At 56.8% G+C, this 25,140-nt stretch carries 17 protein-coding genes; 10 read left to right on the top strand and 7 right to left on the bottom strand.

Features of this window, described 5'->3' with window-relative positions; all coding sequences use genetic code 11:
- Positions 1–329: 329 nt before the first annotated feature.
- The 5 genes from Fuma_RS24720 to Fuma_RS34960 all read left to right on the top strand — a co-directional run bounded on the left by Fuma_RS24720 (position 330) and on the right by Fuma_RS34960 (position 6,783).
- The gene (locus Fuma_RS24720) at positions 330–1,580 is read left to right on the top strand and encodes a hypothetical protein (RefSeq protein ID WP_077026475.1); all 1,251 of its coding nucleotides are present in this window, start codon (positions 330–332) and stop codon (positions 1,578–1,580) included.
- A 438-nt stretch (positions 1,581–2,018) separates the two neighbouring features.
- Complete coding sequence (locus tag Fuma_RS24715) at positions 2,019–4,289, top strand: serine/threonine-protein kinase (protein WP_077026474.1); 2,271 nt, start codon at positions 2,019–2,021, stop codon at positions 4,287–4,289.
- A gap of 305 nt (positions 4,290–4,594) precedes the next feature.
- Positions 4,595–5,857, top strand: coding sequence for a glycosyltransferase family 4 protein (locus Fuma_RS24710; RefSeq protein WP_145944363.1), 1,263 nt, complete (start codon positions 4,595–4,597; stop codon positions 5,855–5,857).
- Positions 5,858–5,972: 115 nt separating this feature from the next.
- A complete protein-coding gene (locus tag Fuma_RS24705; RefSeq protein ID WP_077026472.1) occupies positions 5,973–6,617 on the top strand; it encodes a class I SAM-dependent methyltransferase in 645 nt (214 codons plus the stop codon).
- The gene (locus tag Fuma_RS34960) at positions 6,580–6,783 is read left to right on the top strand and encodes a hypothetical protein (RefSeq protein ID WP_145944362.1); all 204 of its coding nucleotides are present in this window, start codon (positions 6,580–6,582) and stop codon (positions 6,781–6,783) included. Before Fuma_RS24705 ends, Fuma_RS34960 begins: the two co-directional genes overlap by 38 nt.
- 127 nt (positions 6,784–6,910) lie before the next feature.
- Here the strand turns inward: Fuma_RS34960 and Fuma_RS24700 are convergent, their stop codons facing one another.
- The 4 genes from Fuma_RS24700 to Fuma_RS24685 form a co-directional block, all read right to left on the bottom strand.
- Positions 6,911–8,755, bottom strand: coding sequence for a sialidase family protein (locus tag Fuma_RS24700; RefSeq protein ID WP_077026471.1), 1,845 nt, complete (start codon positions 8,753–8,755; stop codon positions 6,911–6,913).
- 149 nt (positions 8,756–8,904) lie between these two features.
- Entirely contained in the window at positions 8,905–10,254 is a 1,350-nt protein-coding gene (locus Fuma_RS24695) for a Gfo/Idh/MocA family protein (protein WP_077026470.1), read from the bottom strand.
- Positions 10,255–10,311: 57 nt separating this feature from the next.
- On the bottom strand, positions 10,312–11,229 hold the full coding sequence (locus tag Fuma_RS24690) for a hypothetical protein (protein WP_145944361.1): 918 nt from the start codon (positions 11,227–11,229) through the stop codon (positions 10,312–10,314).
- The gene (locus Fuma_RS24685; protein WP_077026468.1) at positions 11,192–12,718 is read right to left on the bottom strand and encodes a hypothetical protein; all 1,527 of its coding nucleotides are present in this window, start codon (positions 12,716–12,718) and stop codon (positions 11,192–11,194) included. Before Fuma_RS24685 ends, Fuma_RS24690 begins: the two co-directional genes overlap by 38 nt.
- Positions 12,719–13,009: 291 nt before the next feature.
- Here Fuma_RS24685 and Fuma_RS24680 point away from each other — a divergent pair, with 291 nt between their 5' ends.
- Complete coding sequence (locus tag Fuma_RS24680) at positions 13,010–13,912, top strand: DMT family transporter (RefSeq protein ID WP_145944360.1); 903 nt, start codon at positions 13,010–13,012, stop codon at positions 13,910–13,912.
- A gap of 378 nt (positions 13,913–14,290) precedes the next feature.
- Here the strand turns inward: Fuma_RS24680 and Fuma_RS34655 are convergent, their stop codons facing one another.
- Complete coding sequence (locus tag Fuma_RS34655; RefSeq protein ID WP_077026466.1) at positions 14,291–17,134, bottom strand: sulfatase-like hydrolase/transferase; 2,844 nt, start codon at positions 17,132–17,134, stop codon at positions 14,291–14,293.
- A gap of 333 nt (positions 17,135–17,467) precedes the next feature.
- On the opposite strand from Fuma_RS34655, the gene Fuma_RS24670 reads away from it, so the two are divergent.
- Positions 17,468–18,448, top strand: a complete 981-nt coding sequence (locus Fuma_RS24670; protein WP_077026465.1) for a DUF3500 domain-containing protein — start codon at positions 17,468–17,470, stop codon at positions 18,446–18,448.
- Between the two features lie 131 nt (positions 18,449–18,579).
- Here Fuma_RS24670 and Fuma_RS24665 read toward each other — a convergent pair whose 3' ends face one another.
- Positions 18,580–19,230 carry a LuxR C-terminal-related transcriptional regulator gene (locus Fuma_RS24665; protein ID WP_077026464.1) on the bottom strand — a complete coding sequence of 217 codons (651 nt, stop codon included), beginning with the start codon at positions 19,228–19,230 and terminating at the stop codon, positions 18,580–18,582.
- Between the two features lie 498 nt (positions 19,231–19,728).
- Between Fuma_RS24665 and Fuma_RS24660 the strand changes: the two genes are divergently transcribed.
- Genes Fuma_RS24660 through Fuma_RS24650 form a run of 3 tightly spaced genes read left to right on the top strand, consistent with a single transcriptional unit; the run spans position 19,729 to position 23,805 of the window.
- Positions 19,729–20,856 (top strand): GNAT family N-acetyltransferase, encoded by a 1,128-nt coding sequence (locus Fuma_RS24660; protein WP_158521117.1) that lies wholly within the window; start codon positions 19,729–19,731, stop codon positions 20,854–20,856.
- 21 nt (positions 20,857–20,877) lie between these two features.
- Entirely contained in the window at positions 20,878–22,596 is a 1,719-nt protein-coding gene (locus Fuma_RS24655; RefSeq protein ID WP_077026462.1) for a GH3 auxin-responsive promoter family protein, read from the top strand.
- Positions 22,597–22,647: 51 nt separating this feature from the next.
- Complete coding sequence (locus Fuma_RS24650) at positions 22,648–23,805, top strand: bifunctional lysylphosphatidylglycerol flippase/synthetase MprF (protein ID WP_077026461.1); 1,158 nt, start codon at positions 22,648–22,650, stop codon at positions 23,803–23,805.
- Positions 23,806–23,907: 102 nt separating this feature from the next.
- Here Fuma_RS24650 and Fuma_RS24645 read toward each other — a convergent pair whose 3' ends face one another.
- Entirely contained in the window at positions 23,908–25,098 is a 1,191-nt protein-coding gene (locus tag Fuma_RS24645) for an AI-2E family transporter (protein ID WP_077026460.1), read from the bottom strand.
- Positions 25,099–25,140 lie beyond the last annotated feature (42 nt).

The following is a 25,140-nucleotide window of genomic DNA, read 5'->3' as shown; positions in this document are numbered from 1 at the left end:
GTCTGACCGGCAGATTCGCGACAACCCGGCTGATACAACTGCACAACTCGCATGAACGGAATATCCAAACTCAGACACGCGGTGGCGGCAGTAAAAATTGGTGCCAAGGCCGTCGGGCATCTCTCGCGTGCGAGTCACTTCAGGCCAATACCGCATCGGTCGCCAAAAACCAGTTGCGGCACGCGCCACAGAATGTACGCCAACAGAACTCGCCTGAATCCGCGGAACTTCCCGTCCCCTACATCGTGTGCGACAATGCTTCTATTGAAGATCGTGTTCACAAAATGGCCTGCGCGTAACAGTGCATGGCGCCTTACAGGAGACTATGGATGTCGAGCGACCGACGGACATTTCTGACTCAACTTGCTGCCGTTTCAATTGCTGGCGCAACGAGTTTCGCCCGCAGTGATGAATCACAGACGTTTCCGACTCGATTCATCACCAAAGGTCCGCGCCACCACTGGTTCGGCTACTACGACAAGCTGCAGTTCGATGTCTCAGGCCGATATGTTCTGGGTATGCAGGTGCCGTTCGAACATCGTTCGCCTGTGGCGGACGACGTCATTGAAATCGGGATGGTCGATCTGCAGGACAACGACCGCTGGATTTCGCTGGGACGAAGCACTGCATGGAACTGGCAGCAGGGATGCATGCTGCAATGGCTTCCTGGATCAGAATCAACCGTCCTTTGGAATGATCGAGAAGACGACTACTTCGTCTGCCGACTGCTGGATGTAAAGACTCAGCAGGGCCGTACCATTCCTCATCCGGTGTACAGCGTTAGCCCCGACGGGAAAACGGCCGTGACGCCCGACTTTCGCAGAATCGCTGACGTCCGCCCCGGTTATGGATACACCGGATTCCCCGACCCTCTGGCTGATGACCTCGCCCCCAGCGACAGCGGAATTTTTCGCATCGACCTCGAAACTGGCACCGCAAATCTGATTATTGATCTCGCGCAAATCGCATCCCTCGGTGAAATCCCGAACGCTCAGCCGGGTATCAAGCACTACTTTAACCACCTGTTGTTCAATCCGGATGGTAGTCGATTCATCGCCCTGCACCGGTGGCGATATCCCGATGGCAAGCGACTGACTCGAATGATCACGGCGAATCCGGATGGCACCGACATTCGGATCGTTATCCCAAACGGCTATGCGTCACACTTTATCTGGCGAGACCCAACGCACATTCTTTCGCAGAGTAAAAACCTGTTGGGGAATTCCAACTGGGGCGACTTTCTTTTCGAAGATCGCGAAGGTGGGACGGTGGAAGAAATCGGTCATGGAGTGCTCGATCCCAGTGGACACCTTAGCTATCTGCCAGGCAACAAATGGATTTTGGACGACACCTATCCTAAAGGAAAGGAGCGGCTGCAGACTCCTCATCTGTATGAGATCGCTTCCAATCGCCGAATTGATCTCGGCCACTTTCACCTGCCAAAGGTGTACACCGGCGAATGGCGAGTCGACACGCATCCGCGGCTGAGTCGGGATGGCAGATACGTCTGCATCGACGCGGTCGACGGCACAAACGGACGCCAGCTATGCCTGATCGACATCGGGTCAATCGCCCGTTGAAATCCTTAAATCGACAAGAGCTATCGGCGGCTTTGGTCCAGCGGATCTCGCTGAATTCAGACGCTTTGCGGCGTATCCACAGTGGGACCGGCACAAATTTCGCGACGTGAATCTGGCAATCGTTGTTCTGTTCCGCGAACTCAACGTCGAAATCACCTTCTCGCAACAGGAACTGCACCTGCGCTCACGACCGGGACGGCTGGCCGATCTAACCTGCCCCGATGCTTGTTTCAAGCATCGATTTGAGTGATATCTATCAGCAAGAGCGACGACCTGTATCAAGAACGTTCCTGGCACATCTCGCTTCTCTTCGAACCAGGGTGGACGGGCCACTTCCCTCCACATCTTCGCAGGGATTGTAACGGAGTCGGAAATTGGCAAAATGGCGGTGACCGATTTGAAATCTATGCCGCCGTTTCGCTTGCTTGCGACAGACTCATGACTGAACCAACGTCTTCTGTTTCGCCATCGGATCATGAGGATTCGCAAAGCACGGAGGGAATTAGCAAGAATCCTTCGGGCTCGGAGCCGACGGTTGTCAAGCCGCCGGGCGCGAGGGTTCCGTACCCGGAGCGCGAGACGCTTGTCTTGGGTCTGCCGTTGAGTCCATCATCGCACAAAGGGGCGATCGGCCGTCTGGGCGAGTACGACGTTTTGAACCACATCGGTCGCGGCGGAATGGGGCTGGTCGTGCGGGCCTTTGACGGACAGTTGCACCGCAACGTGGCGATTAAGGTGATGTCGCCGGATCTGCTGGCCAGTGATTCCGCACGGGAACGATTTTTCCGCGAAGCTCGGGCGGCGGCAGGGATTAGCCATCCCAATGTAGTCACTATTCACGCAGTGTCCCAGGCGTTCGGTAAACCGTTCCTGGTGATGGAATTCATCGATGGCAAGACACTCCACGCACGCATCAAAGATGATGCGCCGCTGAAGGTTGTTGATCTGTTGAGAATCAGTTCGCAGGTGGCCCAGGGCCTGGCGGCCGCTCATCGTCATGGTGTGATTCATCGAGACATCAAACCAGCCAACATCCTTCTGGAGGACGGGATCGAACGTGTGAAGATATCCGATTTCGGACTGGCGCGACTCGCCATGGAACGTTCCGACCTGACGTCACTCGGCAACGTCGTGGGCACACCTTCGTTTATGTCGCCGGAACAGGTTGAGGGAAAGGATCTGGATCATCGCAGCGACCTGTTCAGTCTCGGTTGCGTCATGTACGCGATGGTTGTCGGTCAGTCGCCGTTTCGGGCCAATAACGCGATCGCTACGGGTCGCCGCGTCGTATCGGAACGCCACCCGAGTATCGCGGACGCTGGCGGCAAACTTCCCAGGGAACTGGCGGACGTCATCGATCGACTACTGGAAAAGAATCCGGAGGACCGGTTTCAAACGGCGGACGAAGTCGCCGACCTGCTGACTCGGTATCTCGCCCGGGAAAATCAGAAACCGAGCACCGGAGATGACTCAACACGAGCACTCCCGCAGAAATACGGTCCGCAAAAATCACGCTGGTCTTTGGTGCTGGGGGCAGTCGTTGTTGCGACCGCTGCTCTGCTGGCCGTCATGTTCGGCCCGAAAACTTCACAGAAGGGAACCGAACCGACATTCGAACAGGCCGATTCGTCAAATTCACCAGGCGGTGTGGCCGCTACTGTTCACAATGGACCAACGGGGAATTCGTTTCTCAGCGACGGCGTACTGACCGTCGCTGCTGACGGTAGTGCCGAATACACCGACATCACCACGGCATTGCACGCCGCGCGACCCGGAATTCGGATTTCGATCACAGACAGCAGCACGTACAAAGGGCCGCTGCTGATTTCCGGGCCGCATGTGCAGAACATCACCATCGAAGCGCCGCAGGGTGCCGCGCTGATGGCGGATGATCACCAGTCGGTGATCCGCGTACTCAACACGGCGCACCTGGTCATTTCCGGTTTCCGCATAGATACGGACGTCTTTCAGCATGCCGTAGAAGCGATGGGTGCCTGTCCCGGTATGCACGTACACGACTGCCAGTTCCATTCGCTGAAGCCACGGGATTCGCCTATTGCCGTGGTCTATCTACACGACGGCTTCGCGGGCACGCCCGAAGATCCGGTCCGTCTTGAGAAGCTCGACATTCGTTGCGGCGGTGTTGGTATCGTGGTGGGTGGTGCTGAGGACACAGCTTGTGCGCAGTCGCTGCGGATTGACAATTGCCGTATTCAGGGGACAACTGACTACGGTATTCCGATTGTCATGCAGGCGAAAGTGGCCGACATTGGGATTCGTCGCAATCTTATGACGACGGGCACGACCGGTGTCTCGGTCGCGATTGAAATGGCAGAGAATTGTCAGGACATTGTGATCGCAGAGAACACGTTTCATAACCTGGCGACGCCGTTGATGCTGGCACTGCCTCCAGACGTGTCAACGTTTCGAATTCGATCGAATTTGTTTGTGGCGGCTGACCGAGTCACCACAGCAACGGGATCTGTGTACGACTATGCAAACTGGTTCGACGGCAACTGGTGGGAACCTGGTTTCGATTGCGATGATGCTCAGGCGGCCCTGATCGCCACGGTAAAACCGTCCTTGCCGTTTGTATCCCGAGATCCTGATCGAAAAGAATTCCTGGTACCTGAGGCGACCGGTGCCGATCAGATGCCTGGACATCTCATGGCCACTCCCGAGGTCAGTTCCGCTGACGAAGCTCGTTAGAAAAGTCCACCTTGACGCGTGGCCGCGTCGGGCTCTTGGAGGCAAGCGGTTTGCTATCGAAAACGGTTCACCGTGGCCACAAGTCAGCTCAACACGCTGTAGAAATGGGCAATCAACAAGGTGCCGTTTCTGTGTAGCAGATAACAGCCTCTGACAAGACACTCGTCCTTGCGACCAGCGAATGCTGCACAACCGTTGCAGTTTTCCGAAACGCCGGACGGGTGATCGAACCTGCAGAAATCCTCTTGCGACGCTGTCGTCGCCCGTTGTCCAATGGCAGCGTCAAACACAAGGGGCTGCAGCGCATGTCAATCAGATTCTATCGTTCCACGAGCGACCTCGGACCGTATTCCAAAGTTGCCGCCAGCAACATCGGACTCAGCCAGTCCGGACCCGTTTTGAGCACTTCCAGACAGGAGACAGTGCGTTCGGCCTACCTTGGGGATGATGGTTGCTATGGCGATGGTTATCGAGCATCGGTTCCTCAGCCCGAATCGCTTCGTTTCGCACCGACGTCGTCGGGGGCACCGCTACGAGTCATTCATGTGGGGACTCATTTGCTTCCTGCCGGGATCGACCAATGGTTCAACGCACTGCGTCGTTACTCAAATCCCCAGAAAACAGAGTTTGTTCGCTACGTAGTGACGACCGACCTCGTCGACCAGGCCCAGGTGGCGCGGATGCAGGTTCCGGTGGAAGTGGGCGGTCGCGACTCGGTGAGAAAAGCGTGCGAAGACTGTGACGTTCTGCTGGTGTCCGACCCCGGCGCAAACGCGGACTGGTTTTCCGCCGTGCGGCCACCGCTGAGTGTTTTTGTGGCGCACGGAGACTGCCACTGGACCCGAGAGCGTCTGGAAAGCATGACACCGGTGGTGGATCACGTCATCGCCGTGAGTCGCCGCGTTCAGGAAAACATGTGCTTTGATGTTCCAACCACCGTAATTCACAACGGCGTCGATCCACAGCGACTGACGGCCACTCATCCTCGCAATACAGTTCGGCAGTCGCTCGGATTTCACGACGAGGATTTTGTGATCGGGTTTGTCGGGCGATTCTCTGAAGAAAAAAATCCGGCCGCCATCATTCATGCCGTGGCGCAGCTTCCACCTCAGTTCAAAGCGCTGATGGTTGGATTTGGGCATCTGCGCTGTCCGCTGATGGATCTGGCCAACCAACTCATCCCGGGGCGCTATGCGTTCATTCGTGGCGGCGACAATCTGGGAAACCTGTATTCCGCGATGGATGCCTTTACTCTGGTATCAGAATCGGAAGGTTACGGCCTGGTCATTATGGAAGCCCTGATGTGTGGGAAGCCCGTGATTGTGCGCCCCATCGGGTTCGTTCCCGAGTTCATCGAAAATCGCCGCAACGGCCTGATTGTCACGGGAACACCAGAGTCCATCGTCGCCGCCGCGCAGGATCTGGCGAATGACAAATCACTGGCCGAATCTGTCTCACAGGCAGCCCACGTAACGGCACAGAATCACGGCTTTGCCAGCACGATGGCTCAACGATTTGACGACCTGTTGAGCACGCTGTGGGAACAGCGGTCTGTAACGTCCGGCTAGAAAAATTTACGCTTTGTTGTGGACGGTTCTGGCTCGTGGGAACCGGCCCACGTAGGACAAAAACCGATTTCCGCAGCCACAAGTCAGCGTGAAACGCTGTAAAGGAGAATCACGTATGCCCATTGGCAGCTATGCGTCCGTCCCGTGGGTGGCGCAACATCTCATTACCCATCGACCTCATCGCATTCTCGATTTGGGAATGGGGTTCGGTATGTATGGGGCCATGGTGCGACAGTGGCTGGACCTGGGCGTGCAGCCGTGGAAAACATTTCTTGTCGGCGTCGAGGGATGGGTGAACTATCGCAATCCGGTTTGGGATCTATACAACGTCGTTTACGCCGAGTTGATCCAGGATTTTCTGAAGCGTGAATCACCGCCGTTCGACTGCGTGATTCTGGGCGACGTCATTGAACATCTGCCGAAAGATGAAGGCCGCCAATTGATTGTTGAACTGCAGCGATTGGTGTCTGCCTCTGGTCATCTGCTTATCGTCACTCCGGCTGAGTTCTTCGAGCAGGGTGCGGTGTACGGGAACGCGCTGGAGGTTCATCGATCTCACTGGCAGCCTGAAGACTTCACCGATTGCGGCTTTCAGGTGCCTGTGTCAACCGACGTTGTCATCGCGTGCTGGACACCACCGCCGGCTTCGCAAGGAACTCAGTTGTCACCCAGTTCGGCCTCATTAACTAGCCATGCAACACCGTACGAAAAACTGAGCGGTCATGTGGACACACCATTTAGTCCATACGCTGGCCGATGAATCCGACGGCACTGACACAGTTCAGAAGTGTTCGGGAACTCACGAACGCAACAAACGTCTTGCGGTCACATTCGACGCCCCTGCTTCCGGACAATTGCTTGTACTGATCAGCGGAGTGCGGTTCAGCAGAAAGCACTACTACATGATGCGTCCCGGTGGAGCGTAGCAAATAGAGTTAAAGCAATTTGCGTTTTGTTGTGGACGGTTCTGGCTAGTGGGCACCGGCCCACGCAGGACAACAACCGATTGCCGCGGCCACAGGTCAGCGTGAAAGGCAGTAGACTCCCTTTGTTCTACTCGCCTATTGCCCACGTCGGGACCACGCGTTGCACATAGCGCTGTTCCTGTTGAATCCGGTCCTGAGTAGAACATTCCGGTGCATGCGGTGTGTCGATCTGAACCTTGACCGAGTCCACCAGAAAACCGGCCGCGTCCAGCGACGTCGCAGACGACCGAAAACGCACGTAACTGATGCCGTTCAACGTCGCGTTGTTCAGCGGCAGTGTACCCGCTGGCATTCCGTCGACCAGCACGCGGCATTCGGCCGCTGCCAGGTCCCATTTCAATACGACATCGTGCCACTGCCCGGGCCGAATCGCGTGGTTCAAAATCGCGTCCGATCGCAGTTCGAGACGAAACACGGAAAATTGTTCTCCGTAGTCGTTCGATGGATCGAACATGCGATCATTCAAAGACAAGATTCCTCCCTGCGAGCCTGCGGGCAGCATGATCCGTGTCGTCAGTGAACCCGTCCAGCCGTTGGGAAAGTTCCATGTCGCCCCATCCGCCGGCAGTTCGTCTGGCTTCCGAACATGCAGACAACGAGATGCAGCATCGGTTGGGCTGCTGACCACCTCGCAGCCGACCGCTCGAGCTCGCCACCAGCCCCTGGCGGGTCCGTGATGTTTGTACACGGACCAATCCTCTAGCCCGTTCGAAAAATCGGTTGCGGCCTGAGTTTCTTCGATCCACTCCGGGTCAATCACGATCGCGTTGCGTCCGCCAGCCCCCTGCCCTGCCAGGATGACGATCCTGCCGTCGTCCGTGAAGGCACCCAGCGGATACGCCGTGCCACGGTCTCCCGATTTTGCTGGATTGTCGTTGCGCCGATGATCCAGATAGATCTCACGAAAACCACGCCAGGTCTTCCCGTCGTCATCCGACACGGCCATGTGCAACGCATCTCGACCACCGTAGACGCCATCGCCGTTCGCGCGCGGAGGCATTTCGCAATTGTTCCATGTGACGACCAGCCAGCCGTTGCTGTGACGCATAATATTCGGCGGTCCCGTGGACGTGTGAAATCGACTGGCGGTCGCCTTCGTCCAGGTCGTGCCGTTGTCACTGGAAAATGATTCGTACAGGAATCCAGCCGATGTTCTCATCAACATCCACAGGCGGCCATCGCTGAGTTCTTCAATGGCCGGTTCACAGGCACCTTCATTCAGTCCGTTGAAGTTGGCATAACACGCCGCCGTCAGTTTGGACGGACTTTCATGCCAGGTTGCTCCACCGTCGTCGGAATACTGAATCACAGTTTTGTGGCGCCCCGTTGGTGGCTCGGGCCTGGCATGCGGCTGCATACTTCCGAATGGCACCAGCAGCCGACCATTCTTCAACTGCTGATATTCCATCTGCGACCCATTGTACCCGCGCCAGATCATTTTCGGTTCCGGCACTCCTTCGGGCCCGGCTGTCTGCATCCACACGTCCAGATAACTTCGCAAACCGATCTCTGCAGCCTGTTCGGAAGTCAGAGCTTCACGTCGAACCTGCATGCTGACAACATTGCTATCAGGCGTCAGAATCACCTGAGGATTGTTCAGAACCCCGCTGTTCATGATCGAAGGATCGCTGAGGACTCGATCCGGCAGACCTGGCGACAGCGAGTGGACCCTGCCGTTTCGATCAGGCATTCGCAGCGGACCGCTCTCTGGTCGATAACGGTCATAAAACGCGAAGGTACCGTCGGGCATCCGCATGATGGCATAACCCATGCGTCGCGCTGGCGGCTCCGAATTCGTCAACGGTTCCTGCAGCAGCAGCACCGGAGGAGCCGCCTCGGCCAGCGGCGCGAACCCAACATGTAGCCACAGCAGAACAGAAAACAGCGTGCAGATCCGAACCCGAAGACTCATTTTGAACCTCGCTATTGAATACGGAAGCTGTCGGTTTCGAGTTTCCATGCAAACGCTGAATTCATAAGCCGCCGCGCGTCCTCCCAATGTTTGAAGGCTGCGACAGTGAGCACCGGCGGGCGGCACTCACAATGTCCGCGCAGTTGGAATTACGTCAAGCTCCAGCCGTCACGGTATTCACGACGGATGAACTGATCCGCTTCCGGCGCGTTTGTGGCCTTCATCGCAGCCGCATCCCATTCCAGCTTCTTGCCGGTGCGGTAGGCCACGTTGCCCAGATGATTCGCCTCAGTCAGCCAACCGGCATACTCAAAGTTGCAGGTCGTTGGCGCGCCGGTTTTTGCAGCGTGAATCCATTCGGCGTGGTGGCCAAGCGACTTTGGAATGAAGGGTTCCGGCCGTTGGAATTCCTGAACCTTCTGATCCAGCAAAATCATGTGCTTGCCGTAATCAGAAAGCAGCATGCCGTTGTCGCCGACAAACAAGACGCCGCTGCGCCATTGAGGAATCTTTCCGTCCGTCCAGATCTTCGGCTTGTTGTCGCCCTGATACCAATGGACATCGACGGCTGGCATGTCGCCGCGAGCTCCGTATTCGTATTTCACCTGCATCGAAGCCGGAGCGATCTCTGCATGCGGCGGCGGGCCACTCGCTTCGATCGTCAGCGGTGATTCCAGTTTCAGAGCCCAGAAGGCCAGGTCGATCCAGTGGCTGCCGAGGTCCGACATGGTGCCGTTGCCAAAGTCCCACCAGCGGTACCACTTCGAGCCTGGAAAGTACACGTTATTGAACGGCCGATATGGAGCCGGGCCAAGCCACAGATCCCAGTTTAAACCTTCTGGAATTGGATCAGCTGTTGTCGGTCGTTCTTCCGCGTACACGCGATCGTTGTTGCGTTCTGCGTCGGCCTTGGACTGGCGTCCCCACGCTCGATCAACCCAAACGTGACATTCCCGTACGGGACCAATCGCACCGGAATGCACAATCTCGACGGCGCGACGGTAGTTATCGCCGGCATGAATCTGAGTTCCCATTTGAGTAGCCACGCCCGCTTTCACGGCCGCTTCGCGAATCACGCGCGCTTCATACACACTGTGAGTCAGAGGCTTTTCGCAATAGACGTGCTTGCCCAACTGCAACGCAGGCAAGGTGGCAAACGCATGAGTGTGCTCCGGCGTGCTGACCACCACGGCATCAAAGTCGTCCGCGTTGTCGTAAAGGTGTCGATAGTCAATCACCGTGCGTGCCTTCGGATGAGCGTCTTTGGCACGGCTGAGGTTCTGCTGATTGACGTCGCAAAGAGCAACAATCTCTTCGGACGACACGCCCTTCAGATTACTGCCGCCTCGACCCCCGCAACCGATGACTGCAATCCGGAGTTTATCTTTGGGCGATTTTTTTGCTTCGTCGCCACTAACATAAGCAGTGGCCGCCAGTGTGCCGGCCGCAGCGGCTGTGGTTTGTAGAAACGTTCGTCGAGTGGCGTTGGGCTCGGACATGGTGGGTCTCCGGGGTTGAGGTGGGATAGTTGCTGTGGCGTAGTTGAATCGGCGTGATTATTCCGGGACGGGCATCCGCCATAGAGGTTGATTCTTACCTTCACTGGTCAAAAACAGCCAGCGACCGCTTCGGTCAAAACAAATTGTCTCGCCCTGTTTTCGAGGTGGCAGGTTGAAGGCGGTTCCCAGGCGAGTGAACGCATCTTTCCAGGATTCATCCGCCTTCCGAGTCACCGCAAGGCCGTTCAGCATCGTGCCAACCACCATTGTGCGACCTGACGGCGAAATATCCAGCGCCGTGACGAACGGAATGTAAGGGCTCGCAATTCTTTGAGCCGTCCGGTGCTGATGTCTGGTCTGCAAATCCAGCGGCATCACAAACAACCCGCTCTTGCCTGGCAGCCCCTTCGTCAGCACCAAAATTTCTTTTCGTTCAACGTCGACGGCCAGTCCTTCGCAGTCCCAGCGACCGTCTTCGTAATCGAAATCGATCTTCGCCGCTATACTCCAACTGATTTTCGGTCGACCATTGGCCTGCGGCACTTTAGGTTCATTCACAAGATACAAACAGCAGCCGGCGTTCTTCTTTTTGCCTCGCACCTGGCCGTTGTCACCGATGTCACCGATCAGCAACCAGGACTTCCCGTCGACTGAAAACGAACACATGTCTTCCCAGTCCACTGCGTCGGCATCGCGCAGATTTACGACGGCCTGAGTCTCACCATTGGTGCCCACCAGATACAACTGCGGCTTGTCGCCGGAATCGTTATGAACCCAAATGGCGTTGTGGTGAGTGTAGCTGGCGGCGATGCCACTGCTCTCATTGATATCTTCGTCCTGAATCGTCGACAGCTTGACGGGTTCGGACGCAGCTACCGTTTGGATCGCCGCAAGCAGACCGCACAGGAAGACATGAAAACGTGGCGTCATAATGTCGTTACCCAACCGCCGCTCGAATGCGTTCGACCAGTCCATTATCTTTGTGCCCTGTGCCGCGCAGATTAAAGACGCTGGTAGCGAGGAATCGGTTTTTCCAGTCAGGGCTGATCTTATGAAAGTCTTCCAGCGCCGCAGAACTGAATTTATAGTCGTGAGCGTTGGTGCCCTTCAGGAAAATCAATCGGCGAGCCTCTCGCAATAAATCTTGAGCATCATTGCCGGCATTCAAGTATGAAAAGACTTCATCCGCAGCCTGTCGCCGATTGCCACTGACGTCGGCGAATATTTTGGGCAGAAGTTCGTCCGAGGCCGCTGAGGCTGAGTCAGTCGCTTGCAATTCCAGGACGCTACGATTTGCCACGTTTCCGCGACCCTGCATGCCTTTGCGGAACAACGGCAGGAACGAAGCATTTTGAAGCAGCAGCAAGTTGCGAGTCTCTTCATTGCCGGTCGCGTCGTACAAGAACCGAATCGCATTCGTCGTCGTGACGGCATGGAGCGCCACAATTCCCGCCTGCCGCATCAGCAACTCCCCGGCGCCTACGTGCAACGCATCGAAAATAGATTGCGGTGAAATTTCGCCGTTAAGCAGTTCCACCACGGTATCAGCCGCGTCCTCTGATGAACCGGCACGAAGAACGCTTAGCAACAATTCGGTCGCCTTCGAACTTCGCTTGCCCGACTGCCAGCCGCTGCGAATCGTTTTCGCCAGCGACTGATTCCGCTTCCACGCCTGATCGGGCGGCAAGTCGTTGTCGGCAGGGTTCGGTTCGCCATTGTGGTTTAACAATGCATACGCCAGCGATCGGACGACGGGTTCAGCATGGTGCCAGCCGATCGTTTGCAACGTCCGCCACGCATTCGCCACATAAATCGCTTTGTGACCGATGCTACGAAAATCGCGAGCGGCATACTTCGCAAAGGATTCCAAAACCTGAGTCGCCCCTGTGTGACGAGCCAGCCCGGCGGCGGCGGTGTCGGCCCGTTCTTCATCCCACGCGAGCATGGCTTCGTCGAAGGCCGAAATCACTTTCTCGGGTGAAGGCACGCCGGCTTCGTTGACCGCCGCCATGGTCCAGTTACCCTCTCGTGTATCGCGGGCTTGAGAACTCTTGAATTCATCCAACGCCCAGAAAATCGGGAGCCACCGATCGGAATCCGGACCGGCCTGGCTGGCGATGTGAGCGGAGTTCACGACCAGCACGGCGTGAAATTTGAACCCAACCGATGGTCGCGGCTGCACGTTCCGAACGCCTGCCAGAAACAACGCGGCAAGAAGTTGACGGTAGCTGAGCCCGTTCTTCACCCGCGTTCCGATTTCTTCCAGCAACTTTTGACGCGGCGTGTCTTCAATCAACCGAACCAGCGACTCACAGTCCGGGTGAAAGCGAACGGTGCTCGGATCCAACTTCGTTTCGTCGGCCGCCAGCGGTTCAAAGGCTGGCAACATGGACGAACCGGCAAGCAGCGTACCGGTGTGACTCATCGATTTCAGAAAGCGGCGACGTGACGGATTAGCTGACATTGTTCGGCCCTCTTCGAAAAACGGTTACCTACATCGTATACAGACGCGATGCAGCCTGACCAGTGGTTGTCCTGAGATTGCCGTCAACTGTCGCGCTCCGGGCGAGCCAACACTCTGCGCCAGGTCTGGCGCGGGAACGGATCTCACCACTTGAAACCAGAAAATGCACTTCGACGCGTGGCCTGCAGAGGCGCTGAATGCATTCGCAAAATCTGATATCGTGAGCGTCATTCTGCCGCCTCTGGCCCCCTACCCTGCGACCATCCAGCAAAATAATGAGAGCCCCGTCTGTTGCCCTACCACCTTTTGTTCCCCCTGTTTTCCAGCGTTGTCTTCGTTTTTGGCATGATGCTGGTCAAGCAGGCGATCGATAAAGGTGTGAGTCCATGGACCGGCACGTTTTTAGGCAATGCGTGGCTGGCCATCGTCTGGGCGCTTGTCGCAGTCGTGCGAGGGGAAGTGATCCCGGCGTCTGCATGGGGCCACGCCGCCATCATTGGCGTGCTGTTTGTCCTCGGCCAGGTGTTCACCTATTTGGCCTTTCAATACGGAGACGTGTCCGTCGCCACGCCGATCTTCGGGGTGAAGGTCCTGATGGTGGCCGGACTGGTGTCCGTGCTCACCGGCGACGCTGTGCCGATTGAAGTCTGGGCCGCCGGCGCCATGGCTACCGTGGGAATCGTACTGATCCAATGGTCAGGCGGCGGTGCCAAACGCGGAAGCGAAACTCATCGGCGACTATGGCTGACTGTGGCGTTGGCGTTGAGTTCCGCATTTTGTTTATCGTTGTTCGATGTGTGCGTTCAGAAATGGGCTGCCGATCTGGACAGCTATGCATTTCTACCCGTCATGTTTGGCGTCGCGGGTGTCTTGTCGCTCATGTTTCTTCCGCGAGTAGATCCACCAAAACGCTGGCGTGAACTGAAGGCGACTCGCTGGATTCTTGGCGGCACCATACTGATGGCGTTACAGGCGACCAGCATGTGCTTTTCGCTGGCCGAATTCGGTGACGCAGCCCGCATCAATATTGTCTACGCTCTGCGAGGACTGTGGGGCGTGCTGCTGGCATGGATGTTTGCCAGACAACTGCAGACCAACGAAGCGTCGCTGGCAGTACAAACCATGCTGCGACGACTGGCAGGGGCCGTGCTGCTGACGATCGCCGTGTTGATGGCGGTGTCAGTCCGATCGTAGGCCGTTTTTCTTGATGGCACTCACCGCCGTCATCAGTCGCTCGACCGCCAAACACCACGGGCCGTCTACCGTCCCAAACGCTCAAAGCAAGTTTGACTCTCTCTAATAATCGCTCGCCCGTCGTCCAACTAAATGGTGTCCACTTCATGGAAAGCTGTTCCGGAATCGATTGAAGTTAACCTCCTTGACTTCTAATTTGGGCTGGCAGCAACCTCTTTCAAAGAGCCGAAATAACTGCAGCACCGGTGATCCGCTATGTTATGACTGTGCATCGACTTCAGGCTCACTGTCGCAGACTTGCCTGACGTGCCCGGCGAAAACGGCCGCAACCGGTGATTACGAGAACCGGCTGTTTGTCAGATCCGTGATCGGCCGAGTTCACATCTTCGCGGGACGAGCGACTAATAGCGACTCGATGACTGCGGCCAATCGAGACGGCGCGCCAACGTGCTGGACGTACGAATGCTGCCCGTCTTGGTCAGAAAGCCAGCGGGTTTGGCCTGCGTCGTCCACCTGTACGCGACCGCCTTCAATGGTTTTCCAGAACTCAGGTTCGGCACCACGAACGGCAAACAGCGCGGCGGCCAGGTCATAGGCCGGCTTCCCCTGATCGATCGCCATTCTGCCGGCATACGGACGAAGTTCATAAGCTTTCCGAACCGGATTCCTGTTCGACGTGAGCTTCAGTCCTTTACCGACGATTAATGCATGGCCGACCTCGAATCCATGCCAAACAATTTCACCCGGCCAATGATCGGCGACAAATTGAGCCGCCTCGCGATGAGTTGCGATGTTGGTCTCCGGTCTGGTCGATTCCGGAAACGCGCCGCCCATCACCACCAGCCGTTCAACCTTCGCACGAACCAATTCCGGTTCCGCTCGGCATAGTTCTGCCAGATTCGAAAACGCACCGACGCTGCAAATGGTGACGCTGTGGTCAGGTTGATCGCCCAGAACCCGCATGTAAACGTCGAGTGCATCAGGAGCTTCATCATCTGGTCCGACATCATTCGCGAAATCGTCTCGCAACGTCACGGCGAAGGGGCTCGAGCGTTGCAGCGCCGTGGGACCGATTTTGTCCGTTCCGATCGGAATGCGCGGACGGCCGTAATAGGTGTTAATCGCGTCCGTTGCCGCGGCAGAGGCATTCGTCAGGTCCGCTCGATTAACAACCGTAGCGAGCAGTTCGCATTCGCCGCGGTCAGCCAGTGCATGCAGGATCGCGAGTGCTCCGGCATCGTCGCAATCGCCCGACATATCCGTATCCAATATAACCTTCATCGGCGCAACGGGCTTCAGGCATTCGACGCTCACATAGTACGCTCCGGAAATCGGCTTGCCGTCGGGATCATCAAACCATGTCTGCAACGTGGTGCGACCGGCTGGCAACGAAAGTTCAAACCGAACGGAAGTGGCATCCGCCTGAACCTTCGCGCGCCGTTTGGTGCTTCCCACTTGTATTCGCGCTGAACCGATCTGCCAGGCAGGACCTGCGGGTAGCATACCATCGGTCAACTGAGTTTCCGCGACGCCGTCGCGAAGCTTCAACCCGGATTCCTCCGGCCAGCGACTCAGCGTGAACGCATAGTCGCCAGCTCTTGCTACATCGATATGCCACAGTCCGTTTTTTCGATCGCCACGACGAACCTGTGCCTGCTGGTCAACAAAAACGTCCGCCCACTCACAGGCCGTCAGCACCACCGGGTTCTGCATGGCGTGCCCAACCACGGACGGCTGAAATTCCTTCGCCACTTGTTTCACGCCGTCCCACCAGTCGTTTAGGTGCGAACGCATTGCAGCGACGACAGCAGGATGTTTTTCAATCACGTTGTTTGCTTGCAGCGGATCTGCGTCGAGATCGTACAGAGCCTTGTCTTCCAGCAATCTCCACCTCTTCCACAATACGGCGGCGCCCTCGCGACGTGGAATCGAACGGTTGGTCGGCAATGTCCGCACAGCTCTAAACGGCATCCGGCTGTAGTTGATCACCAGCATCCGATCGTCCGCGACTTCCGACGTGCCGCGAAGGACGGAGGCAAGACTGATACCGTCACAGTGGTCGATAGACGAATTTGGCAATCCTGCCAGGTCGACCAGTGTCGGCAGCAGGTCCTGCACCTGAGTCAACCCGGACACATCACCGGACGGCCGCAGTTCCCCGTCCGGCCAGCGGATGAAGCACGGAACGCGATGACCGCCTTCCCATAACGACGTTTTGCCGCCCTTCATGTTGGCGTTGAAATAGCGAGGTCCAAACGTACTGCCGTTGTCGGTCAAGAAGACAAACACTGTGTTGTCGCGTAGTTTGTGCTCGGTCAGAAACTGTTCCAGCCGCCCTGTGTTTTCGTCGATGTTGGCACACATCGCCAAAAAGCGGATCAGTTGTTCTTCCGTGTCCGGCGTAAGTTCTGAGGCGAAGCTCGGCAAATTATTCCGAGCCGCCTGCAGTGCGTTTCGCACCGGAGCGAGATACTTCTGAGGAACATAGTGAGGCTGATGAGCAGCAGCGGTGGCCAGGCAACAGACGAATGGGCGTTCCGCTTCGGCTTCCCGCTTCATCCATGACATCGCTTCGTCGAACAGGACATCGGTCGTATAACCGGAGTAGACTTTTCGGTGACCAATGTGGACGTAGGTGTCGTCAAAGTAATCGTTCTGCCACTGATCCGGGACAGAACCAATATGCGACGACGGAAACCAAACGCTCTCCTGAAAACCTCGGTCCTGAGGGCGATATGGCCAGGTATCGCCAAGGTGCCATTTGCCGAACAGCCCGGTACTCCAACCAGCCTCGGCAAACACGTTGCCCAGAGTTGGAAGTTCGCGGCGCAACAACGTACGGCCACTGCTGACATTCACGGCCCCGTTCCGTAAAGCATCAACTCCTGTCATCAACTGACCGCGAGTCGGCGTACACATCGGCGCCACGTGGAAATCCGTCAATCGGATACTCTCAGACGCCAGGCGGTCCAGATGAGGCGTCGACAACACAGGGTTCCCATGCGCAGACAATTCGCCATAGCCCTGATCATCAGTAATCACCACGATAACATTCGGCCGCACCGCCGCCTCAATATGCGACACAGCGCTGACGACGATCAGCAAAGGCAGAAATCGGCGGCCCAACAACCCGCTGCCCCGAAACGCCATTTCGCCGACGCGGAATGGTTTGCGAAATGCCTGGCCGACCAGACGGATTGAAAGCTTGCGGGATCGTTGCATCAGCGGTTTCAAACAAATGCGATTCGGTTGGAATGTCGTCACTGTACTGCAGTATAAAGACCGACATAACGAATAAGGGAGCCGAGCAAACAAAACGTTTCCCGATCAATCGTGTAAGCGTTGCTTAAGCGTTCCAATGGTCCCCTGAAGCGACACAACTCTGAGCAATCAAACTCAGCCGCTGAGCTTTCGAGCGCCAGCTACACCACACCACATCCGTCCGGGCAGCTCTTTTTCTGTGAAACCGTGAAATCCGTTTCCATTCCCGGTACACTAAATGGGTGCCCGCCTGCAGACACCATCCCTCCCGCTCTTCATTAAGGAACTTCAAACATGGCGACTTCACCCAACACCGAATCATCCTTCAATCGTCGTAACTTTGTGAAGCTGGTCGGCGGAACTTCGGCACTGGCCGCGTTAAGCAGCACCAACCTGAATGCTGCCCTGTTTGCCGGACCGTCGCCTTCCAGTGCTGCGGAAACGGCTGTGACAGAATTCTACAAGTCACTGTCAGACGCTCAGAAAAGTAAGATCTGTTTCGGTTTCAATAACAAACTGCGAGACAGGATTAGTGCCAACTGGATGATCACCGACATTGAGATCGGGTCGGATTTCTACACGAAGTCTCAACGCAAGATGATCGACCAGGTGGTCCGCGGCCTGACCAGTGAAGACGGCTATTCACGTCTGCAAAAGCAGATGGAAGACGACAACGGCGGGCTCGAACAATACAGCGTGGCCGTGTTTGGCACCCCCGGTGAAAAGGAATTCGAATTCGAACTCACGGGCCGCCACCTCACATTGCGAGCAGACGGAAACAGCGTTGAGAAAGCTGCCTTCGGCGGACCAATCGTATACGGTCACGGCGAAGAAGAAGACGTGAAGAAAAACCTGTACTACGACCAGACAAAGCAGACCAACGAAGTTTTCAAGTCTTTAGACGCAGACCAGGCGGCTCGCGCTTTGGTCGCGAAAAAGCCTTCGGAAACCGCCGTGCAGATTCAGGGCGATAATGCCGCGTTCCCGGGAATCGCCGTAAGTGACCTAAAGGATGATCAACAGCAACTTGTGCTTCAATCGCTGAAGGTACTGCTGGCCCCTTATCGCGAAGAAGATCGGGCCGAAGTGATGCAGATCGTGGCCGAATCAGGCGGCGTCGAAAAACTGCACATGGCATTTTACCAGGAAGGTGATCTGGAATCCGACAAGGTGTGGGATATCTGGCGAGTGGAAGGCCCGGCATTCGTGTGGCACTTCCGCGGCGCGCCGCACGTTCATGCCTACATCAACATCGGGCACCGGAAGCACGCTTAGACAGACAGCCTTTCAAAAGCAGCCTCGTTTTAATCAAAAGCGGGGCTGCTTTTTTGTTGCGCAGAGCTTCCGCCGAGTGACGCGACCGTTATTGGTCGCAATTACGGTTAGCGACAGTCGGCGGCCATGGTTTACGCTTCTGTCAGAAGGTCGGCTTCGGTCACGCGGCGAATAAGTTCTGCCACGCTGCGGACGCCCAGTTTGCGCATAATGCTGGCACGGTGTTTTTCCACCGTCTTTTCACTAATCCCGGCCTGCTGCGCGGTCACTTTGTTGGTCAACCCGGCGGAAACCAAACTAAGAATGTCAGATTCCCGGGGCGTCAGCAGTGAAAGCTCCTGCCGAGCCTCAACGGCGCGGTGCCAGACGGCTTGTGGAATGGGAATCGCGGCCTCGCAATGCACAATCCAGAGCCGTCCGATGGGGCGTCCGCCGTCGTCGAAAACGACGGTTGTCGTGGTCCGATAGGTCTTTCCACTTTCCGTCTGTGTTTCTGGCAACGCCCTCGACGAATCACGGGCGTGGCGAAGTTCGTGCACCAGCCAATTTGCCGGAAGCCCCAACCGAACACATCCTTCGGCGATCAGCGGGTCGTGGATTGAGAGCCCCGCACCGGAATTGATGGCATTCTCATCCAGCCCAAACATCTCGGCCCAGCGGCGCGAGCAGTGGCGGATGATGCTCTCTTCCAGCGGCGCATAGCTCCACGCATCGCTGCATGCGATTGATATCGCTCGCAGGATCGCGTTCAGGTTTGAGGATGGTTGTTGAAGAGAATCCACAAAAGGGGGGTATCTGAAACAACGAGGAGGGCTCGACAAGGCAGAAACTATTGGTGCACCGCCCTAATCGCAGCAGCGGCAGAATGCGGACCTGCTTTTTCAGAATTTCCCCGGGTTTGCCCCAAATCGACAAAAACCCAGCGTTTTCGGGCCTATTCGCACGTGTTCTTCGCTCGAAGAACCATGCGGACCGAGCCAAATTGCCCCCGCGCCCGCCGCTCACGAAGATTCGAAAAGCACGGCAATCGCGGCCGGAAGCCGCGCGGTGGGCGCTCTCGGTGGTCGTTCAGCGACCGCCAAAATGGCCGCGGGCGGGCAATTGAGGGCCTTTCGACGCGACTAGGCACCAAATCTGGCTTTGCCGCCTTCAACATTGCTCGCTTTTTTGAGGTGACCAGGCAAATCCGGGGTTTGCGCAGTATGGGCACATCGCTTGCTGAACAAGGGCTGCCAGGGACGGCGATCAGGTTTCACAAAATACTTGCCGCGCCTTTCGCCATGCCAGTCATCCAGCCATACAACGAGCAACCGGCCATTGCCGTGCCATCCCAGGACGTGGCGGGGGCTGCGCTTTGCGTGCGGCCGTACAAGGCGACCAGCGAACAGTTGCAGACTTTCGTGGAAGACACGTGGACCGAAGCCTACCGGGGTCGAATGGCATTCCCCGTGTGGACCGCCGAATATTTCGACTGGATCCGCTCAGCCTCGAATGCATCAAACCGCTGTCTCGGCGTTTACGACCAGCAAAAACTAGTGGCCGTTCTGCTGGGGCTACAAAGCAAATTTCAGACGCCGAATTCCGGGTTCAGCGGCGGGCACTGGAGTTGGCTGTCAGTCGCGAAGTCTCATCGCGGTCGAGGCCTAGCGAAACGGCTGGATGCCACTCGAGTGGATCTGGAAAAGGCTGCTCGATCAGACCTGATTGTCAGTTACCGCTTTGTGGGTTCCAGATACTCACTTGCCGAACGCGAATCCCACCTATTTCCGCTCAAGAAGTTTCATCAGAGACTCGGCTTCTGGGCTCGACCATTGGACGGCGACCGGTTGCATCAGTGGACGATCAATCGCGCTGAGGGGTTGCTAAGCCGTCTGGTGATGCCGGTTCTGCCCGCAGTCAATTGGACGGGCTCAAACAGCGGCAGCAATGGTATTCGCCTGTTCCATCACGGTGATCTGGCAGACTGCGCTCGGGCGGCTGCGACGCAATTCCGTGACTGTGTGCTGAAGGTTCGTTGGGACAAATCATCATTGCGTCAACAACTGATGGGAAGTCCGATTTCGCAAACCGTTGTGGCGGAACATCAGGGGCGGGTTCAGGGCTTTATCAACTTTCACATTCTTCCCTTCCAGGCTCGAACGCGCGAACTGGTGGCGGTCGTTGACCTGATTTGTGTCAACCAGTTGCCGGCTCGACAGCAGCGAGCGCTGATAAGAAATGCGCTGGGACTGATGCGTGATCAAGGAGCCATTCTGGCGCTGAAGATTCGCTGCGGCGATGTGTCAGCCCCGTTAATGCTGGCGACAAACTTTACTCCTCGCTGGCCTGATTCTTCACTGGTGCTGCAGTGGACGCGGTCCGTGCAGCGAATCCCAAAGCGTCGCCCCATCCACGTTCTATGGCGTTAAATAAGAAACAGGAGACCCAAGGTGCTCAGGATTCTGCCCAAGATAACTCCCCGCGTCGTCTCTCGTGGACTGCTGTCCGCACTGCGACGAGGATCATGCGACGCCTTCGAACGACGCCTGTCGCGCGCGGCAAGCGTGCAACGGGACTGGCTGCTGAATCGCGTGCGGCTGTCGGAGCAAACCGGATTCGGCAAAGACTATGGCTTTCAGCACATCCGATCGCTCGACGACTTCCGGAAGCAGGTCCCGGTCGCGGGCTACGATCACTTCGAACCGTATATTAATAGAGTAGCGGCCGGAGAAACGTCCGCTCTGATACCGGAAACGGAGAAGCTGCTTCAGTTTACCATCACGACCGGCAGCAGCGGCGTGCCAAAGTTGAATCCAGTGACCAACACCTGGCTGCGCGAATACCGCAAAGCCTGGGACGTTTGGGGGATGAAACTGTTTGTCGATCATCCGCGGCACATCGGATCGAAGATGCTGCAGATGTCTGGCACATGGGACATGGGAACAACTCCGGGCGGACACCAGATCAGCATGGTCAGTTCGCTGCTGACGAAGATTCAGAACCCGATGCTGAAGCCGTATTACCTGATCCCCGATGTGGTGAATGATATTCCGGACCCTGTGACGCGACACTATGTGGCACTGCGGCTGACACTGCTGGAGGACGTGGGCTGGATTTTGCTGATGAATCCGGGCACGCTGATTCGACTTGCCGAGATCGGTGACACGCATTCCGACACACTTCTGCGCGACATCAGCGATGGAACGCTTACAGACAAGTTTGACATTCCTTCCCACATTCGGCGCGTGCTGGAAACCAAACACCTGAAACGCTCGGTGGCGGGCGCTCGACGTTTAAGTCAACTGGCATCTCAGAGGGGACGTCTGCTGCCACGCGACTACTGGAACACACCGGTGATCGGTTGCTGGCTGGCTGGCACGGCGGGGTATCAGTCTCGCAACATTCCGCAGTACTTCGGCGATTCACCGTGTCGCGATATGGGGCTGGTTTCGAGCGAAGGGCGGCACACGATTCCTTTGCAGGACACAAATCCGGCGGGTGTACCTTCGATCGAATCAGGCTACTACGAATTTATCCCGATGGACGAACCGATAGGTGAGTTCCCTCACACCTTGAGCGGCCACGAACTGGAACCTGGTCACGAATACCGACTGGTGATGACGACAGCGGCCGGCTATTTTCGATTTGATATCGGCGATATTGTGAAGTGCTGCGGATTTACCAGCGAAGCACCGCTGCTGGAATTTGTGCAGAAAAGTGCTAGAGTCGGTGATCTCGAAGGTGAAAAGCTAACCGAACATCAGGTCGTCGCCGCCGCCCACATGGCGGCCGAACAGATTGGGGTCAATCTGAGTCTGATCACGGCAGTACCACGAAGGCTGGAACACCGACAACCTCGGTACGACTTCCTGGTCGAATCCACAGAAATATCCGACGCGCGGCAGGCGGAGCGATTTCTCTGCAACCTCGATGAGCGACTGGAAGAATTGAATTTCCTCTGGCGTGCTCGACGGCGAGAAGGCGTGTTACAGGCACCGCATCTAACGCGGCTCGCCCCACGCGAATGGGACCGTTGTATTCAAAAAGAGGTCGCCAAACGCGGGACGGGGGACTACCAATATAAGCACCCCGGTTTGGTGATGGACGAACAGTGGCTGGATCAGTTCCACGTTCACGACACCATCACCATGCAACCCGCGACAGTGTAAACCACCACCATCGAAACCAACCCACCACACTCTTACGTACAAGACTCATCCATGTCTACCGCCACGACTGATGCCCCCTGGGTTCCTGATCATGCTGAGCCATCAGAGCTGGCCTGGGATACCGCGCGCTCTGGCCAATCGAAGCTGACCAGCCGCCACGATTTAAACGCCGGTGAACGCGCTCAGCTTGAGCAGATGGCGTATCGCTATGCCTGCGTTCCCGAAAGCTACGACATCGTTGTTTCTGACGGACACGTTCTGCGCACCCCGTGCGGCAAGGGTGCAATCAGTGTGCTGGCGGACGGACGCTTCTGGCACCTGGCCGGCGGCCTGCTGGCTCCGGAGAATCTGAAGCCACAAATGATCGACTGGCTGCGGGCTTTGTCGGAACAACAGAAGCAGACTCTGGCCGTGTACAACGTGTCGGCAACAGACGCCCGTCGCTTCCGTGACGCGGGCTTTGTGGTCAACAAGTTCGGCGAAGAACCGTTGTTGTATCCTCGCACCATCGATTGGGTGGGAAAGAAATTTGAATGGGTGCGCCGTCAGACAAATTTCTGCTCGCGAGCCGGCGTGGAGATCGTGGAAATCACGGACGCGAACGAACAGCGCAGTCTGGCGGAAACGTTGCTCAACATTATGACGCAGGATCTGGCTGGACGTACGTTTGATAAACCGCTGCGATTGCTGGAAGGCGAATTCGATCCCTTCGCGTTGCGGCGGCGTCGCCTGTTTGTGGCCCGCCAGCAGTCAACCGGCGTCATTGAAGCATTCCTGGCGTGCAGTCCGGTCGACGGAGGTCGAAGCTGGGCATTTGAAACCTATCGCAAGCGCACGGACGCGACGCGCGGAGTGACTGCCTTCCTGTTTCGCAGCGTGATTGATCAACTTCGCGACGAAGACGTAGAACAGATCTCGCTGTGCCTGATTCCCGGCCGCAACGTCGCGGATGCGGCGATTGGCAACGACGACTGGCGCATCGAAAAAGCTCTGTCCACCTGGTTTCACCGCATGGACTTTGTCTTCAATGCCAAGGGGCAGGACCACTTCAAGAGTCGGTTTCGACCGCGCTACGTGGATCGCTATCTGTGCGTCGCCCCCCGCAATTCCGTCGGATCATTGTGGTCGTTTTTGAAGACCACTGGCGCGATCAATTGCAGCTGGACGAATATGATGAAGCAACTTCGTCGCAGTGTGATTGGACGATAGCTGCAGCGTTTCACCCTGAGTTGTGGCCGCGGAGCAAGCGATTCAGAGTATGAAGGCTGTCTCCCACGATCTCGAACCGTCCACAACAAAAGGTAAGCTGCTCTATCGTTCGTCTTCGCCGCCAAGTACGTCCTTCACATAGACTTCCATGGTCAGTGTTTTGCACGCGGCCAATAGCGGCGAAGCAACGGCGGCTCCCAAAAACCCGAACAGTACGCCCATCAACGCCTGAAAAGAAATCAATAACGCGGGCGGCAGTGAGACCTGTTGTTGCTGAATCAGCGGCGTAATGACGTAGCTTTCCACAAGTTGCAGCACCAGATAGCCAACAAAAACAATCGCGACGGTGCCCTGCCCCATCGGCAGCGCAAACAGGATCGCAAGAATCAGAGCCACCAGGCTGCCGATGTTCGGCACGAATGTCAACACGCCTGTCGCCAGACCCAACATAGCGCCCATCGGAACGCCAGCCAGGGTGAGTAGTGCTACGGCACCAAGTCCTGTGACCAGCATTGAGCCACCTCGTCCGATCAGCCAGTGCCACAACGTTTCGCCAGCGATGTTCAAGACGTCGCGAGTTCGCTCTCGGCGTGGCTGAGGGAAAAGTACCACAACTCCGTCACGGTAGGTTTCCGGCGCGAGCGAGAGAAACAACCCAACGAAGAAGATGAGCAGGCTATTCACCGCGAGGCCGAACGAGGTTTGAAACAAACCGAAGACAGCCTGCAGGCCGGTACCGGCCACCTTCGAGATGGTCCCTGACGTTAAGCCCGACGTCTCAGTCTGCGAGGGTGCAGACGACTTGGCGTCAGCGGCCGATTTCGTGTCCTCAGGTTGCGACGATGCATCGGCCTCGTCATCCGTCTTCGATTCAGACGGGCCCAGAAATCGACCAATCAGCGGTGTTGACGATAACACTGAGTAGACCGCCGGGTAATCAGCCGCCGCCTGCTCCAGTTTTTCCTGAGCGGCCAAGAGGTGCTTGTCGGCGTCCGCCAGTTGGTGTCCAGCCCGAACACCAAATATCAGCAGACTGCCGATCGCCAGCACCAACAGCAGTGTCGTGACGGCTCCAACGCGAGCGGGATAGCTAAGCGGCAGTACTCGCGACAGGCTTCCTGCCGACTTTGTCAGAAAGACGCCAAACAGAATCCCAAGGAAAAGTATGAAGAACATTTCCCACGCGACCACGAACGCGGCGACCGCAGCAAAAATGCCCGTCGCTGCCAGAAGAGTGGCTCCGGACAGGCGAGCGGGTTGCGAGAATGTCTCATCTGATTCTGGTTGTGTCACTGGGATTCCAAATTCTTGTTGGCTCGATCTTTGTCGTGACGC

This window comes from Fuerstiella marisgermanici, from assembly GCF_001983935.1.
GTDB lineage: Bacteria > Planctomycetota > Planctomycetia > Planctomycetales > Planctomycetaceae > Fuerstiella > Fuerstiella marisgermanici.
This window is presented reverse-complemented; position numbering and strand designations above follow the sequence as displayed.

Bases quoted from the DNA above. Each gene is read 5' to 3' on its own strand.
- Fuma_RS24720 (WP_077026475.1), top strand. From the start codon at position 330: ATGTCGAGCGACCGACGGACATTTCTGACTCAACTTGCTGCCGTTTCA.
- Fuma_RS24715 (WP_077026474.1), top strand. From the start codon at position 2,019: ATGACTGAACCAACGTCTTCTGTTTCGCCATCGGATCATGAGGATTCG.
- Fuma_RS24710 (WP_145944363.1), top strand. From the start codon at position 4,595: ATGTCAATCAGATTCTATCGTTCCACGAGCGACCTCGGACCGTATTCC.
- Fuma_RS24705 (WP_077026472.1), top strand. From the start codon at position 5,973: ATGCCCATTGGCAGCTATGCGTCCGTCCCGTGGGTGGCGCAACATCTC.
- Fuma_RS34960 (WP_145944362.1), top strand. From the start codon at position 6,580: ATGTGGACACACCATTTAGTCCATACGCTGGCCGATGAATCCGACGGC.
- Fuma_RS24700 (WP_077026471.1), bottom strand. From the start codon at position 8,755: ATGAGTCTTCGGGTTCGGATCTGCACGCTGTTTTCTGTTCTGCTGTGG.
- Fuma_RS24695 (WP_077026470.1), bottom strand. From the start codon at position 10,254: ATGTCCGAGCCCAACGCCACTCGACGAACGTTTCTACAAACCACAGCC.
- Fuma_RS24690 (WP_145944361.1), bottom strand. From the start codon at position 11,229: ATGGACTGGTCGAACGCATTCGAGCGGCGGTTGGGTAACGACATTATG.
- Fuma_RS24685 (WP_077026468.1), bottom strand. From the start codon at position 12,718: ATGTCAGCTAATCCGTCACGTCGCCGCTTTCTGAAATCGATGAGTCAC.
- Fuma_RS34655 (WP_077026466.1), bottom strand. From the start codon at position 17,134: ATGCAACGATCCCGCAAGCTTTCAATCCGTCTGGTCGGCCAGGCATTT.
- Fuma_RS24670 (WP_077026465.1), top strand. From the start codon at position 17,468: ATGGCGACTTCACCCAACACCGAATCATCCTTCAATCGTCGTAACTTT.
- Fuma_RS24660 (WP_158521117.1), top strand. From the start codon at position 19,729: ATGCCAGTCATCCAGCCATACAACGAGCAACCGGCCATTGCCGTGCCA.
- Fuma_RS24650 (WP_077026461.1), top strand. From the start codon at position 22,648: ATGTCTACCGCCACGACTGATGCCCCCTGGGTTCCTGATCATGCTGAG.